Here is a 15,472-nt window from a genome sequence, read left to right on the forward strand (position 1 = left end):
AGATTAATTGATCGCATTTGCACCTGCAATGATCTCCGTAAGCTCCTGGGTAATGGAACCCTGACGCGCACGGTTGTACTGCAGCTCTAACTTGCCCAGCATCTCTTCTGCATTGTTGGTTGCCGAATCCATGGCGGTCATACGCGCGCCATTTTCACTGGCAACTGCCTCCTGCAGCGCACCAAAGATCAGACTGCTCATATATTTCGGGATGATCATATCGAGCACTTCTTCTTCGCTCGGCTCGTAGTTCATGAGTGCTTCCGCTTTCGGAGCCTCTGCTTCGCCGCTTTCTTCCATGGTAAACGGAAGGAGCTTGATGAGCTTCGGAATATGAACTACGGTGTTCTTAAACGAAGTATATGCAAGATAGATCTCTCCGACCTCTCCGCGTCCGAATGCTGCCAGCAGTTCTTTTGTGAGATCTGCCGCATCCTGGTAAGCCGGCTCGTCGATCACCTCGGAGTAGTCCGCAGTGATCTCGTAGCCTTTCTTTGCCAGTCCGTCACGGCCCTTACGGCCAATGGCGTAGACCCGGGTCTTCTCCGGGGTCAGCGCCTCATTTCCTGCGATGAGCTTGACAATGTTGTTATTGTAGCCGCCGGCAAGGCCGCGGTTGGAAGTGATCGCAATGACCGCCTTTCCATCCGTATTGCCTGCCCGCAGGTATTTGTGGTCGATGGTTCCTGACTTTTTCAGCATGGAAGAGATCGTCTCATACATCAAGTCGAAATAAGGCTTGGAGCCTTCTGCTTTCTGTCTGGATTTCTGCAGCTTGACTGTAGAAACCAGCTTCATGGCTTTGGTAATCTGGCCGGTGCTCTGGATACTTGCTTTTCTGCGTTTAATATCTCTCATCGATGCCATGATCGTTCACCTGCCTTATCTAGCGCTGCTCTTTGCACTCTTTGATCGCTTTTACAAGCAGAGCCTCGGTCTCCTCAGACAACACCTTGGTGTCGCGGATTGCTGCCGGGATCTCCGGGTACTTGCTGTCAATATACTTAAATAAATCTTTCTCGAATGCCAGCACATCTGCAACCGGAATATCAAGAAGATGTTTTCTGGTTGCTGCGTAAATGATGATTACCTGGTACTCAACCGGCATTGGCTGGTACTGAGGCTGTTTTAAGACTTCACGGATGCGCTCGCCCTGTGCCAGCTGCTCGGTGGTTGCGGCATCCAGCTCGGAACCGAACTGCGCGAAGCTTGCCAGCTCACGGTACTGTGCCAGTTCCACACGGATCGGCGCTGCAATCTTCTTGATTGCCTTGATCTGTGCCGCGCCGCCTACACGGGATACGGACAGACCAGCGTTGATTGCCGGACGGAAACCGGAGTTGAACATCTCAGTCTCAAGGTAAATCTGACCATCGGTAATGGAAATTACGTTGGTCGGAATGTATGCGGATACATCGCCCGCCTGGGTCTCGATGATCGGCAGTGCGGTTAAGGAACCGCCACCTAAATCGTCAGAAAGACGGGATGCGCGCTCCAGCAGTCTGGAGTGCAGATAGAATACGTCGCCCGGATAAGCCTCACGTCCCGGCGGTCTCTTCAGAAGAAGGGACAGGGTACGGTAAGCGGCAGCGTGCTTGGTTAAGTCATCGTAGACAACCAGTACGTCCTCTCCGTTTTCCATCCACTCCTCACCGATCGCACATCCGGAATATGGTGCGATGTACTGTAATGGAGCTAAGTCGGATGCTGTGGAAACTACGATAGTGGTGTAGTCCATAGCGCCGAACTCCTCTAAGGTTCTTACAATGTTGGCAACGGTAGATGCCTTCTGGCCGATTGCCACGTAGATACAGTGAACGCCCTGACCTTTCTGGTTGATGATGGTATCGATCGCAATTGCGGTCTTACCGGTCTGACGGTCACCGATGATCAGCTCACGCTGTCCACGGCCGATCGGGATCATGGCATCGATTGCCTTGATACCGGTCTGTAACGGGGTGTCTACCGATTTTCTCTCGATTACGCCGTGAGCGACACGCTCAACACGGCGGAATTTGTCAGTCTCGATCGGGCCTTTGCCATCGATCGGCATACCCAGTGCGTTGACAACTCGTCCGGTCATGGCGTCGCCTACCGGGACCTCAACCACACGTCCGGTTGTCTTAACGATATCTCCCTCACTGATGTTCCTGGTATCACCTAAGAGAACGACACCTACGTTGTCCTCCTCCAGGTTCTGGACCATGCCGTATACTTCTCCCGGGAATTCCAGAAGCTCACCCTGCATGGCTTTCTCCAGTCCATGAACTCGAGCGATACCGTCCGCAACCGTGATAACGGTTCCGACGTCAGAGACTTCCAGTTTGGTAGAATACTTTGCAATCTGTTCTTTGATTACCGAACTGATTTCTTCTGGTCTCAAATTCATTGTCTGTTCCTTTCCGGCTTATTATGCCAGCTGAAGCGCGGATAACTCCTTCTTCAGCCCGTAAAGCCTTGTCTTAATACTGCTGTCCACCACGCGGTCTCCGATGCGGATGACCATGCCCCCGAGGAGGGACGCATCCACATCGTAGTGCATTTCAAACTGCACATAACCGGTGGTCTCAAGCAGTCTTTTTTCCAAAGCGGCCTTCTGCTCCACGCCCAGCTCCACTGCGCTGGTCACATAAGCAGCTCCGATCTTTTTGAATTCTTTCACCCTCTGGATGAAATATTCCAGAATCGAGATCATCTCGTTCTGTCTGTCTTTCTCAACAATGATGCTCAAGAAGCCCATCAGCTCCTCCGCAATCTTTCCGGAAAAGACCTGATGTAATAAGGTAACCTTTTCTTCTTTTACGATCTGCGGATTTCCGAGAACGGAAAAGAGTTCCGGGTTGTCCTGTAAAATGGGGAGCAGGGCACTGGTCTCTTCGTAGAGCGTGTCCATGATCTCTTTTTCCATGGCTGTCTCAAACAATGCATCACCGTACACCTTTGAAACTAGCTTTGCCATGTATGTTCACCCATTTCCTTCAAAGTCTCATCAATCAAAGCATCCTGAATCTTTACATCGATGGAGTTTCCAACCACCTTCTCTGCCATGTAAGCAGCAATGTCTACGATCTCCTGCTTCATGTCATCGAGGGCTTTCTTCTTCTCCAGCTCAACCTCGCGGTTTGCCCGCTCAATGATTCTGGCTGCTTCGGCCTTGGCTTCATCGAGCATTTCCTCCTCACGGGCTTTGGCTTTACGCCGTGCAGTCTCCAGAATGCTCTCAGCTTCTTTGTTCACGTCTCTTAATTTTGCCTCGTACTCCGCCTTCATGGACTCTGCAGAAGCTTTGTCTTCCGCAGCAGAAGCCAGTTCTCCGGCAATCTTCTGTTTTCTCTTTTCCAGCACATCGCGCACCGGATTGAAAAGCAGATAGGACAATGCAAAGAATAAAATGAAGATATTGATACCGGTCAGCACTGCGTCATGCAGAAGCTGCGGATCAAATCCGATCAATCTGTCCAAGTCTTACGCCTCCTTTCGTTCGTTACTGTTCGCTACGCTCTCCGTAACGTTTCTGTTCTTATGCGCCGAACGGCTTAACGAACATCAGGATGATAGCAACAACCAGACCGTACAGACCGGTGGTCTCTGCTACTGCCTGACCAAGAAGCATGGTGGAAGTGATATCGGATTTTGCACCCGGGTTACGACCTACTGCTGCAGCACCGTGACCAGCTGCGATACCCTGTCCTACACCAGGTCCGATACCGGCGATCATTGCCAGACCAGCGCCGATTGCGGAACAACCAAAGATAAAGTCCTGTCCTGAGATACCATTCATAGTTAAGTCCTCCTAAAATAAATTAATTGTGTCAATCCATGCCACCTCGATTCCGCTTCGCTTCATCTCGGTGCCGGGCTGCGCCCTATTCATCTGAATGTCCTCGTTCCGGCTTTGGAATGCAAGCATTCCGCGCCTGCACAAGTCCATCCATCTGAGCATGGCTTGGCTTATTCCATTTTGTCGTTGATGTATACCATGGTCAGCATACAGAATACGTATGTCTGGATCGCACCGGAGAATACATCACAGTAAACATGAAGTGCCGCCGGAATACCGATATTGGTAAAGATCGGCATCATGCCATACCATAATCCCATAATGATCACGCCTGACAGCAGGTTTGCGAACAGACGCAGGGAAATGGAAATCGGGTTCGCGATCTCACCGATTAAGTTGATCGGGAATAAGATCGGTGTTGGCTCAAACAGGCTGGTAAAATGTCTTACGCCCCTGTTCTTGATGCCCTGGTAGTTTACAATAAAGAACGTAAACATACCAAGCAGGAAAGTAACGCCATAATCTGCAGTCGGAGCACGCAGTCCCAGCAGACCGCTTAAGTTACAGAAGAGGATAAATACAAAGATCGTTCCGATGTAGTTGATGAAACGTCTTGCATTGCCTCCCAGAATTCCTGCAGTCATGCCCTGCAGTGCCTCGTACGCCATCTCCAGCACATTCTGAAACGTTCCGGGCTGGTCCGTTGCCTTTTTGAGGGTCCGGTTTGCCAGTACCGCAAGAATCAAAATCAGCGCGGTGATGATCCACATGCCTATGGTCGTTGTTGTGATCCAAAAATCCTGACCGAACAACTGGTATTTTAATACCCCGTGTATCATAAAGTCAGGCTCATTGGAAATCAGCATTCCCATTCACGGTTCCTCCTTTCTCTCATGATATCCCCGGACGGTCTTGCTCCGTGCTTTCTGCCTGGACAGAAGGCTCAGGATCTTTTCCACCGGAAATTCTGTGAATCAGTGGCTGCAAGTATGCACCTGCTTTCATGCCCATAGCGCCGATGACCGCTGCCAGAAGATCGATCTTAAGCACTTTCCAGTAGATCAGAAGTGCTGCCACAAACACAAGCTTGCGCAGCATGCTCTGCGCAACGGTATATTTGTTCGCATAGTTCTCACTTCCGCTGTCGAGTACCCGCTCGGTCGTCACCGCCATATGGATCAGCATGCAGATCGCTCCTGCTGCTCCTGCAATCAGTCCCAGGACTACCGGAATAACCGGATAGGAAACCTTGGGAAGAAGCAAAAACGAAAGAACGATCAGGACCAGATTGTAAAAAATAATCCCGGCCGACATCTCCGCAAGCAGCCGCTTTGTTGACTTACTCAGCCATCTCATTGTGATCTGCCTCCTTTGCTGTCTGACCTTGCACCTGCACCCGTAATACGGCTTGGCTGTTTCGGTTTGCTGATTCCACTGCGCTGCTGTCCGGCCTGCTGCTCACGTCTTAGACGTTCGTCCTCTTTTTGCTCCTGCAAAAGAGTATTCTTCGCCATAATCCAGCCACAGCGTCCGCCAGCCAACACCCCAAGGATCAGCATTGGTACCATGAGCTTCGTCCCAAAATGGGAATCCACCAGATAACCTGTATAAATGCACAGGAGGATTGGAGTCAGTACGCTAAGGCCAAGCTGTGTTACCATGGCAAGACTACGGAATACGCTTTTCTTATAATGCACCAACGCTCACCTCTTTCTGCATTTTTGCATGTACTACATATTATAACCAAACTTTTTGGTTTTGTCCATTATGAATAGTTGGTTCGGCAAAAAATGGTGAATCTTGCACATTGCAAACATTTCTGTCTTTTTTTTATCGAACATTTTCACAAAAACAACCGATAAAAATTGTCAAACTTGCCACTTAAAACCACATTTATACCAAAAAAACCGTCACACCCTGAAAATGTGACGGTTTTAACAGATTCTTTGCAGAAGAAATTTCTTCTTATCTTATATAGCACTTATGAGATCTTTTTGATTCTCATTTTTTCGTGATTTTTATTTCGTACGGATGAAGTTCCAAACCATTACTTTATCTCTTCATACGGAACCCGGTTGATGCCCTCTTCCACAGCAGCCTTTGCTACTGCATTCGCTACTGCCAGGGCAACTCTCTTGTCAAAGGAAGACGGAATCACATATTCTGCATTCAGTTCCTCCTCCGGAATGACGGAAGCAATCGCATGCGCTGCCGCGATCTTCATCTTCTCGGTAATGTCTTTCGCACGTACTGCAAGAACGCCCTTGAAGAGTCCCGGGAATACCAGCACATTGTTGATCTGGTTCGGATAATCAGAACGTCCGGTACCAACTACGGCTGCACCGCCTGCTTTTGCCTCATCCGGCATGATCTCCGGAACCGGGTTTGCCATGGCAAATACAATACCGTGGTTCATGGTAGCTACCATTTCTCTAGTTACCAGGTTCGGTCTGGACACACCAACAAAGATATCAGCGCCTTTTAAGGCATCAGCAAGTGTTCCATGCTCTTTATTCTTGTTGCTGATATGGGAGATTTCTTCCTGACCAGAATTTAAGTTTGCATCGCCCTCACAGATAATGCCGTGGATGTCACACATGATAATATTTCCAAAGCCCATTGCAATCAGCTGCTTACCAATTGCCACACCAGCAGCACCAGCGCCATTGATGACAACACGGAGCTCGCCCATCTTCTTGCCGGTTACTTTCACTGCATTCAGAAGTGCAGCACCTACTACGATAGCAGTACCGTGCTGGTCATCGTGGAAGACCGGAATGTCACAGCGCTCTTTCAGCTTTTTCTCAATCTCAAAACAACGCGGAGCTGCAATATCCTCCAGGTTGATGCCGCCAAAGCTCTTGGAGATCAGGGCAATGGTATTGACGATGGTGTCCACATCCTTGGAATCCACACACAGCGGAAATGCGTCTACATCTGCAAATGTTTTAAAGAGTGCGCACTTTCCTTCCATAACCGGCATACCAGCAGACGGTCCGATATCGCCAAGTCCCAGCACTGCGGTTCCGTCTGTGATGACAGCAACCAGATTGCCTTTACGGGTATAATCGTAAGCCTTGTCCTCATCCTCTGCGATCAGCAGGCACGGCTCTGCCACGCCCGGGGTGTAGGCGATGGACAGCTCCTCCGGAGTTGTAACCTTCGCACGGGAAATGACCTCAATTTTTCCCTTCCATTCTTTGTGTTTTTCAATTGCAAGCTGCTTCTTATCCACCAGTTTGTCCTCCTGTATTTGTTAAATTTTCTACATTCACATCATTTTTTTCAAAACGGCTGTTAACTTTCTGTCAGAATCTGGCATTGCCGTCCCGCATGCGCCTGACCGCGTAACGGTGCCGATAGATCTGCCATTCTGGTTTTCTGATGCGTTACAGCTGGTTTCATTCTAATACAAAGTAGAAAGGGCGTCAACCTGACAGAAAAGAATGTTTTCGTCACTGCTCATATATCGCACAAACAACAAATTTTGCACCATAGCTTCTATTTCAACATTTTGTTGCCTGGACAACGGATTTTCTTTGCTATTGCGTTTATAATAGAATCATATGTAACTGCTAGCATAAAACAGTTACGGGCAGATTTTATCCAACATTCAAGGAGGTTTATCATCATGAGCTTTATCAAAAATATCGACAAGTCCCAGGTTCTCACATTAAAAGATGAGGTTTCCTACCAGAAAGGCCAGGTCGTCAGCAAGACCCTCGCCCAGAACGATGCCTTAAGCGTTACCCTCTTCGCGTTCGACAAGGACGAGGAGATCAGCACCCACGAATCCGGCGGTGACGCGTTCGTCACCTGCTTAGACGGCGTTGGCCGCATCACCATCGACGGCAAGGCATATGAACTGCACGAAGGGGAATCCATCATTATGCCGGCAAAGCATCCGCATGCCGTGTATGGACAGGAGCAGTTTAAGATGCTGCTGGTTGTGGTATTTTAGTTGTTGAGAAAAAAAGATTCAACTGGAAACAAAACAAGACTTGCCCAAACAAGCGGTCTTATTGTATACTTGGTCTCAGCTGCGGTCATTTCAAGGACCGCGCAGTGCGGCTGCCTTGCCGGATAATATGAGAAAAAGTTTTAAGTTTATAAGATACCCAGAGGGGAGTCGCATGAAAGGTCCAAAGACCCGGAATGCGGCTTCCTTTGTTTTATTTCTGACAAACTTTTAGAAAACCTAAAAAATTTTTAGTTTTTGCTTGCCTTTTTCTCTGGCACTCTGTATACTTAGAGGCAGTTGTATTTGAGAAACATCATCATTTTGTACAATAACGTGGCAATCAAGCGCATGGCCACCTAACAAAAAGGGAGGAACACCTACTATGAGTCGTTTGGAAATCACCAGTCCCAACCAGGCTCAGCTCATGATTGAGGAGCTGTACAAAGACCTGGAACGCCGAATCGAATCCAGTCCGCCAGGTCTCTGCCCGGTTGACATGACCAGAGCCTTTGTGGAGATGTGCCACACCCACACCTGCGGCAAATGTGTCCCGTGCCGTGTCGGTCTGTGGCAGTTAAAGAACCTGCTCACCGATGTTATGAACGGGGAAGCCACCATGGAAACCTTAAAGCTCATGGAGGAACTGTCCCAGAGCATTATGAACGGTGCTGACTGTGCCATTGGCTACGAAGCTGCCCATACCGTATACCGAAGCTTAAAAGAATGCCGTGAAGACTATGAGGAGCACGTTCATCAGGGCCGCTGTACCTGCAACTACACGCAGCCGGTTCCGTGCGTTTCCCTTTGCCCGGCCCATGTGGATATTCCGGGTTACGTTTCCCTGGTACGCGAAGGCCGCTACGCCGATGCCATCCGTCTGATCCGCAAGGACAATCCATTTCCGACCACCTGCGGCTTCATCTGTGAACATCCGTGTGAGGCCCGCTGCCGCAGAAACATCATTGACGACGCCGTCAACATCCGCGGATTGAAACGCTTCGCAGCAGATTATGCTGGCAAAGTTCCTCCGCCAGCCTGTGCTGCTTCCACCGGCAAAAAGATTGCCATCATCGGCGGCGGCCCGGGCGGCTTAAGCGCAGCTTATTACCTACAGCTCATGGGACATCAGACCACCGTTTTTGAAATGCTCCCGAAACTGGGCGGCATGCTCCGCTACGGCATCCCGAACTACCGTCTGCCAAAGGAGCGTCTTGATGACGATATCAACGCCATTCTAGAGACTGGTGTGAAAGTCGAGTACGGAAAACGAATCGGTACTGACATTACGATTCAGGAACTGCGCAAGGAATACGATGCCGTGCTCATCACCATCGGCGCAAGCACAGATAAAAAGCTTGGCATTGAAGGAGAATCTGCAGAAGGTGTCATCTCCGCAGTCCGCTTCCTGCGTGATGTCGGAAAGAACTTAAATCCGGATCTGAGCGGACAGGAGGTTGCTGTCATTGGCGGCGGCAACGTTTCCATGGATGCAGTCCGAACAGCAAAACGTCTCGGCGCAAAGAAGGTTTCTATCCTCTACCGGCGCCGTGTAGCTGATATGACTGCACTTCCGGGTGAGATTGAAGGCGCTGTTGCCGAGGGCATTGAAGTAAAAACCCTGATGGCTCCGGCCCGGATCGATGTCGATGAAAACAACCATGTGCGCGGTGTCTATGTCACCCCGCAGATGATCAGCAAGATCAAAGGCGGCAGAGCCAGTGTGCGTGCGACCGGCGAGCCGGATATCTTTGTTCCGTGCCAGACCCTGATCGTGGCGATCGGACAGGATATTGAATTCCAGCACTTCGAGGAAGCCGGTCTTCCGGTCAACCGCGGCAAGATCCAGACCGAGCGCTACGGCGGTTTCGACAATATGCCTGGCGTATTTGCAGGCGGCGACTGCGCGTCCGGCCCGGCATCCGTCATCAAAGCCATTGCCGCTGCCAAGGTCGTTGCGGCAAACATCGACGAATATCTTGGTTTCCGTCACACGATCAGCTGCGATGTTGTGCTTCCGGAGCCTGATCTGCGTGACCGCATTCCATGCGGCCGTGTCAATATGACCGAGCGCGAGGCCTGCGAGCGCGTCTGCGATTTCGAAGGCGTGGAAAACTGCATGACCGAAGCAGAAGCAAGACAGGAAGCAAGCCGCTGCCTCGGCTGCGATCACTTCGGCTATGGAATCTTCAAAGGAGGTCGTGAAAACAGATGGTAAATTTAAAGATCGATCATAACGAAATCTCGGTTCCGGAGGGAACCACCATTATGGAAGCGGCTGCCCTTGCAGGAATCGACATTCCAAAGCTCTGCTATTTAAAAGATATCAACGAGATTGCGGCTTGCCGCGTATGTCTCGTGGAGGTTGTCGGAAAAGAGCAGCTGGTAACCTCCTGCAACAATAAAGTGCAGGAGGGACTGGAAATCCTGACAAACAGTCCGAGGGTCCGTGTGGCAAGAAAACAGAATGTACAGCTCATTCTCTCCCAGCACGACTTTAAGTGCGCAACCTGTGTCCGCAGCGGCAACTGTACCCTGCAGACGCTTTCAAACGACTTAAACATCATCGACCTTCCGTTTAAAGAGCGTGTAGAACATGCTCCATGGGATAAGAATTTCCCGCTCATCCGTGACACGGAAAAGTGCATCAAGTGCATGCGCTGCATCCAGGTCTGCGATAAAGTGCAGGGACTGGGTATCTGGGATGTGACCAGTACCGGTTCCAGAACCACCGTCAATGTCAAAGGCAACCGCAAGATCACCGATGCAGACTGTGCCCTCTGCGGCCAGTGCATCACCCACTGTCCGGTGGGCGCCCTGCGCGAGCGCGATGACACCGAAAAAGTATGGGATGCCATTGCAGATGAAAAGAAAACCGTTGTAGTCCAGATTGCTCCCGCTGTCCGCACTGCATGGGGCGAAGCCATGGGAATGAAACGCGAAGACGCTACCGTCGGCAAGATTTTAGATGCCTGGAAGCGCATGGGCGCGGACTACGTGTTCGATACCTCCTTCTCCGCCGACTTAACGATCATGGAAGAAGCAACCGAATTTCTGGAGCGGTTCCAGAGCGGTTCCTTAAACAACTGGCCGATGTTCACCTCCTGTTGTCCGGGCTGGCTGCGTTTTGTAAAAACCCAGTTCCCGGAGATGGTTCCGCAGCTTTCGACCGCGAAATCCCCGCAGCAGATGTTTGGTGCTGTCATGAAGACCTACTTCGCCCAGTCCATCGGCGTGGACCCGGAAAATATTGTGACCGTATCCGTTATGCCCTGCGTTGCAAAAAAGGCAGAGGCAAACATGGATTTCTACTATAAAGAATACGCAGGGAAAGACGTGGACATTGTGCTGACCACACGAGAGTTCACACGCATGCTCCGCGAAACCCACATCCGGCCGGAAGTGCTGACTGACCGAAAGCCAGACAGCCTCATGCAGGAGTGGACCGGTGCCGGCGTCATCTTCGGCGCAACCGGCGGTGTCATGGAGGCGGCACTTCGAACCGCTTACCATGCCCTGTCCGGCAAAAATCCGGACCCGGATTTCTTTGATGACATCCGTACCGTCAATGAGGATTATGCACTCACAGAAGCAAACCTCGACTTTAACGGAACCACGGTCCGCACCGCCATTGTCAGCGGCCTCGGCAACACAAGAAAACTCCTCGAGGCGATCCGGCGCGGCGATGTATCTTATGACTTCGTAGAAATCATGGCCTGCCCCGGCGGCTGTGTCGGCGGCGGCGGACAGCCGATCTGTGACGGCAAAGAACTTGCAGGTGTGCGCGGTGAAAACCTGCACTTCCTCGACAAAAACAGTAAGATCCGGTTCTCCCATGAGAATCAGGACGTGGCAAAGCTGTACCAGGATTTCCTTGAACATCCTCTTTCCCACAAGTCCCACATGATCTTACACACGGACCACAATGCATGGTCCATGCACGATCCGGAGTAATGACGGTTCGTGCGATGTAATTCATTTCCTCATTATCCTTCTAAATATGGTGTGCCGCCCTGCGGTATACCCACAACTGCCAAATCAGCGGAGGTGCCACCGGCACCTCCGCTGATTTTTTTAGACAAAGAAACGCCGCCCATTTTGCGGACGGCGTTTCTTCTATATATAATACTTCTGTTTCACTATCATCTGTACTTATTTTTCTACCGGTACATGCCACTCCCAGTTGCGGATCTCTTCGAGGTCCTGACCGTACTCGGCAATGTACTGCTTGTGCTCTACCAGTTTGTCGTTCATCTTCTGGATCAGGAAAGAACCACGATTGCCAAGCTGCGGCAGATGCATCACGGCATCTTTCACCAGGCTGAAGCGATCAAGCTGGTTCTGGACACGCATGTCGAACGGTGTCGTGATGGTACCTTCCTCCTGGTAACCATGAACAGACATATTGTGGTTGTTGCGCTCGTAGGTCAGCTCATGAATCAGGGTCGGATAACCGTGGAATGCGAAGATAACCGGCTTATCCGGAGTAAAGATTGCATCGTACTCTGCATCGCTTAAGCCGTGCGGATGTTTATGGTCGGACTCCATCTTGAACAGGTCAACCACATTTACAACGCGGATCTTCAGCTCAGGAAGCTCATCTCTCAGAATGGTAACGGCAGCCATGGTCTCCAGGGTCGGAGTATCGCCGCAGCATGCCATAACAACATCCGGCTCCTCGCCGCAGTCATTGCTTGCCCACTCCCAGATACCGATACCCTGGGTGCAGTGCTTTACAGCCTGCTCCATGGACAGCCACTGGCAGCTCGGATGCTTGGATGCAACGATCGCATTCACATAGTTCTTACTCTTGATGCAGTGATCGAAGCAGGACAGCAGGCAGTTGGTATCCGGCGGGAGATACATGCGGACAACGTCTGCTTTCTTGTTAGCGATATGGTCTAAGAATCCCGGATCCTGATGGGTAAATCCGTTGTGGTCCTGCTGCCATACGTTGGAAGTCAGGATGAAGTTTAAGGATGCGATCGGACGTCTCCAGGACAGCTGGTTGCAGACTTTCAGCCACTTTGCGTGCTGCGCAGCCATGGAATCCACGATACGGATAAATGCCTCATAGCTTGCGAAGAAGCCATGACGACCGGTCAGCAGGTAACCTTCCAGCCAGCCCTCGCACATATGCTCACTCAGCATACCATCCATGATACGGCCATTTCTTGCCAGCTTATCATCGGTCGGAAGCAGCTCGCCGTTCCAGTCGCGGTTCTGCTCCTCAAATACTTTGTAAAGACGGTTGGACATGCTCTCATCCGGTCCAAAGATACGGAAGTTCTTGCTGTCCTCATTGAGCTTAAAGATATCACGGATATAGCCGCCAAGTTCAATCATATCCTGAGCCTTGGTCTTGCCCGGCTCAACTGGAATGCCATACTCGCGGAAATCCGGGAGACGCAGGTCTTTCAGCAGCAGTCCGCCATTTGCATGCGGGTTTGCGCCAAGACGGGCATTGCCCTTCGGAGCCAGCTCAGCCAGTTCCGGGATCAGGCGTCCGTTTTCATCAAACAGCTCTTCTGCGTGGTAGCTCTTTAACCACTCCTCTAACAGCTGTAAATGCTCCGGCTTCTCCATGCTGATCGGCACCTGATGGGCACGGAAGGAGCCCTCGATCTGCTGTCCGTCTACTACCTTCGGACCAGTCCAGCCCTTCGGAGTGCGCAGGATGATCATCGGCCACTTCGGACGCTCCGGGTCCTGCTCATCTCTTGCATGCTTCTGAATAGCCTTGATCTCCTCGATCACAGCGTCCATGGTCTCTGCCATCTTCTTGTGCATAGTCATCGGGTCATCGCCCTCAACAAAGTATGGCTTCCAGCCGCAGCCCTCGAAGAAGGACTTAATCTCGTCATGCGGGATACGGGAGAAAATGGTCGGGTTGCTGATCTTGTAACCATTTAAGTGCAGGATTGGAAGAACTGCACCATCGGTGACCGGGTTTAAGAATTTATTGGACTGCCAGGAAGTCGCAAGCGGTCCGGTCTCTGCCTCGCCATCACCTACAACTACCGTTGCGATCAGGTCCGGGTTATCGAACACGGCGCCAAATGCATGCGCAATGGAATAACCCAGCTCGCCGCCCTCGTTGATGGAACCAGGCGTTTCCGGAGCGCAGTGGCTCGGAACACCACACGGGAAGGAGAACTGCTTGAACATCTTCTTCATACCTTCCTCGTCCTGGCTGATATTCGGATATACCTCGCTGTAGCTTCCGTCCAGATAGGTGTTGGCGATCAGGAAGTTGCCGCCATGTCCCGGGCCGGAAAGAAGGATCATATCCAGATCATAGCGCTTGATGGCACGGTTGCAGTGCACATACACAAAGTTCTGGCCAGGAACGGTTCCCCAGTGTCCTACGATTTTCTTTTTGATCTGATCCATGCTCAGCGGTTTCTTTAAAAGCGGATTATCTAACAGATATAACTGACCGGCAGACAGATAGTTTGCCGCACGCCAGTAGGCGTTCATCTTTTCCAGCATTTCCTCACACAGAGGCTGCTTTTCCAGACAGGTGTTGTTCTCCATGATCTTACCTCTTTCTTTGCTTACGTCGTTTTGCTGCTGTCTGCGCAACATGGGAAACGTTGCGTTTCTTGCTCAAAAATTTTGGTTTGTTATTTTTCTAACGTTTACGCATTGTATTTTCGCACATACAATCCAATCTGTAAAATGCAATTTCTGCATTATATTCATATCAATTTGATATGGATATGCCGCAAACCGTGGATTTTCCTTGATTTCTGTAATATAATGGAGACAACTTTTTGAGAAAAACAGACTGATAAACTTGGAGAATATACCATGACATCTAATTTCGAATACTATAAAATTTTTTACTATGTCGCAAAATACGGCAACTTAACCCGCGCCGCCGCTGCTTTAAACACCAGCCAGCCTGCCGTAACCCGCGTCATCCACAAGCTGGAAGCAGACCTTGGCTGCCGTCTCTTTATCCGCAGCAAATCCGGAATGGAACTGACCGCCGAGGGAAGCCGCTTCTTTGAATACGTCTCCGCCGGATGCCTGCAGTTTTTCCGCGCTGAAAGCCACTTGAGTGATCTGCTGCAGCTGGAGAATGGCAGCATCTCCATCAGCGCCACAGAAACCGCCCTCCACTCCTGGCTTTTTGAAGCTATGGAAAATTTCCATGAGGAATATCCCGGGGTCCACTTCCAGATCTTAAATCACAGCACCCAGGATTCCATCCAGGCTGTGCGGGACGGTAAGGTGGATTTTGCCGTAGTTTCTTCTCTCCCGCTCCATATTTCTGAGCCTCTGCGCATGAAAAAGCTGCACACCTACCGTGATATTCTCATCAGTGGAAAACGCTTCTCGGAACTGAAAGGTCATCCGGTCTCCCTGCGCGAGCTGGCCTCTTACCCCTGGATCAGCCTGACCTCAGAATCCATCAGCCGTACTTTTTTAAACACTTACTTTGCGCAGTACGGACTCTCCTTCTCGCCCGACATGGAGCTGGCCACCACCGACCTGATCCTGCCCGCCGTGCGCCACAACTTAGGGATCGGCTTCATCCCCGAGGCCTTCGCCCACAGCGAACTCGCCGCCGGAAACATCTTCCAGATCCAGGTGCAGGAGCAGTTTCCGGAACGGAACATCCTGCTGATCTCCGACTCCGAATATCCGCAGAGCGTGGCATCCAAGGCATTCCAGAAATTCGCGAAAGAAATAAGCCCCGTGTGAACTGCCATTCGGCAGTTCAC

The 15,472-nt window shown here is 50.8% G+C and carries 14 protein-coding genes; 4 read left to right on the top strand and 10 right to left on the bottom strand.

Annotated features, from left to right (window positions below):
* Positions 1–3: 3 nt before the first annotated feature.
* The 9 genes from atpG to DW922_RS02005 form a co-directional block, all read right to left on the bottom strand.
* Complete coding sequence (atpG, locus tag DW922_RS01965; protein WP_118544260.1) at positions 4–867, bottom strand: ATP synthase F1 subunit gamma; 864 nt, start codon at positions 865–867, stop codon at positions 4–6.
* Between the two features lie 19 nt (positions 868–886).
* Positions 887–2,389: a F0F1 ATP synthase subunit alpha gene (gene atpA, locus DW922_RS01970; RefSeq protein WP_118544259.1), complete on the bottom strand. Its 1,503-nt coding sequence runs from the start codon at positions 2,387–2,389 to the stop codon at positions 887–889.
* A gap of 21 nt (positions 2,390–2,410) precedes the next feature.
* Positions 2,411–2,959, bottom strand: a complete 549-nt coding sequence (gene atpH / locus DW922_RS01975; RefSeq protein WP_118719551.1) for an ATP synthase F1 subunit delta — start codon at positions 2,957–2,959, stop codon at positions 2,411–2,413.
* Complete coding sequence (atpF, locus tag DW922_RS01980; protein WP_118719553.1) at positions 2,947–3,462, bottom strand: F0F1 ATP synthase subunit B; 516 nt, start codon at positions 3,460–3,462, stop codon at positions 2,947–2,949. Before atpF ends, atpH begins: the two co-directional genes overlap by 13 nt.
* A 58-nt stretch (positions 3,463–3,520) precedes the next feature.
* Positions 3,521–3,781: an ATP synthase F0 subunit C gene (atpE, locus tag DW922_RS01985; protein ID WP_118544256.1), complete on the bottom strand. Its 261-nt coding sequence runs from the start codon at positions 3,779–3,781 to the stop codon at positions 3,521–3,523.
* 170 nt (positions 3,782–3,951) lie between these two features.
* Positions 3,952–4,653, bottom strand: a complete 702-nt coding sequence (gene atpB / locus DW922_RS01990; RefSeq protein WP_118544255.1) for a F0F1 ATP synthase subunit A — start codon at positions 4,651–4,653, stop codon at positions 3,952–3,954.
* Between the two features lie 19 nt (positions 4,654–4,672).
* Positions 4,673–5,137 carry a hypothetical protein gene (locus tag DW922_RS01995; RefSeq protein ID WP_118725645.1) on the bottom strand — a complete coding sequence of 155 codons (465 nt, stop codon included), beginning with the start codon at positions 5,135–5,137 and terminating at the stop codon, positions 4,673–4,675.
* Entirely contained in the window at positions 5,134–5,478 is a 345-nt protein-coding gene (locus DW922_RS02000) for an AtpZ/AtpI family protein (RefSeq protein ID WP_118725731.1), read from the bottom strand. Before DW922_RS02000 ends, DW922_RS01995 begins: the two co-directional genes overlap by 4 nt.
* A gap of 350 nt (positions 5,479–5,828) precedes the next feature.
* The gene (locus DW922_RS02005) at positions 5,829–7,016 is read right to left on the bottom strand and encodes an NADP-dependent malic enzyme (RefSeq protein WP_118725646.1); all 1,188 of its coding nucleotides are present in this window, start codon (positions 7,014–7,016) and stop codon (positions 5,829–5,831) included.
* A gap of 396 nt (positions 7,017–7,412) precedes the next feature.
* Here DW922_RS02005 and DW922_RS02010 point away from each other — a divergent pair, with 396 nt between their 5' ends.
* The 3 genes from DW922_RS02010 (at position 7,413) to DW922_RS02020 (ending at position 11,693) form a co-directional block, all read left to right on the top strand.
* On the top strand, positions 7,413–7,742 hold the full coding sequence (locus tag DW922_RS02010) for a cupin domain-containing protein (protein WP_177303823.1): 330 nt from the start codon (positions 7,413–7,415) through the stop codon (positions 7,740–7,742).
* A gap of 382 nt (positions 7,743–8,124) precedes the next feature.
* Entirely contained in the window at positions 8,125–9,957 is a 1,833-nt protein-coding gene (locus DW922_RS02015) for an NAD(P)-binding protein (protein ID WP_118725647.1), read from the top strand.
* Complete coding sequence (locus tag DW922_RS02020) at positions 9,951–11,693, top strand: [FeFe] hydrogenase, group A (RefSeq protein ID WP_118725648.1); 1,743 nt, start codon at positions 9,951–9,953, stop codon at positions 11,691–11,693. Before DW922_RS02015 ends, DW922_RS02020 begins: the two co-directional genes overlap by 7 nt.
* Before the next feature lie 198 nt (positions 11,694–11,891).
* Here DW922_RS02020 and DW922_RS02025 read toward each other — a convergent pair whose 3' ends face one another.
* Positions 11,892–14,276 (bottom strand): phosphoketolase family protein, encoded by a 2,385-nt coding sequence (locus DW922_RS02025; protein WP_195714986.1) that lies wholly within the window; start codon positions 14,274–14,276, stop codon positions 11,892–11,894.
* A 276-nt stretch (positions 14,277–14,552) separates the two neighbouring features.
* On the opposite strand from DW922_RS02025, the gene DW922_RS02030 reads away from it, so the two are divergent.
* Positions 14,553–15,452 (top strand): LysR family transcriptional regulator, encoded by a 900-nt coding sequence (locus DW922_RS02030; protein WP_118543195.1) that lies wholly within the window; start codon positions 14,553–14,555, stop codon positions 15,450–15,452.
* The last annotated feature ends 20 nt before the right edge of the window (positions 15,453–15,472 follow it).

It is taken from the genome of Clostridium sp. AM42-4 (genome assembly GCF_003480105.1).
Taxonomy (GTDB): Bacteria; Bacillota; Clostridia; order Lachnospirales; family Lachnospiraceae; genus Brotaphodocola.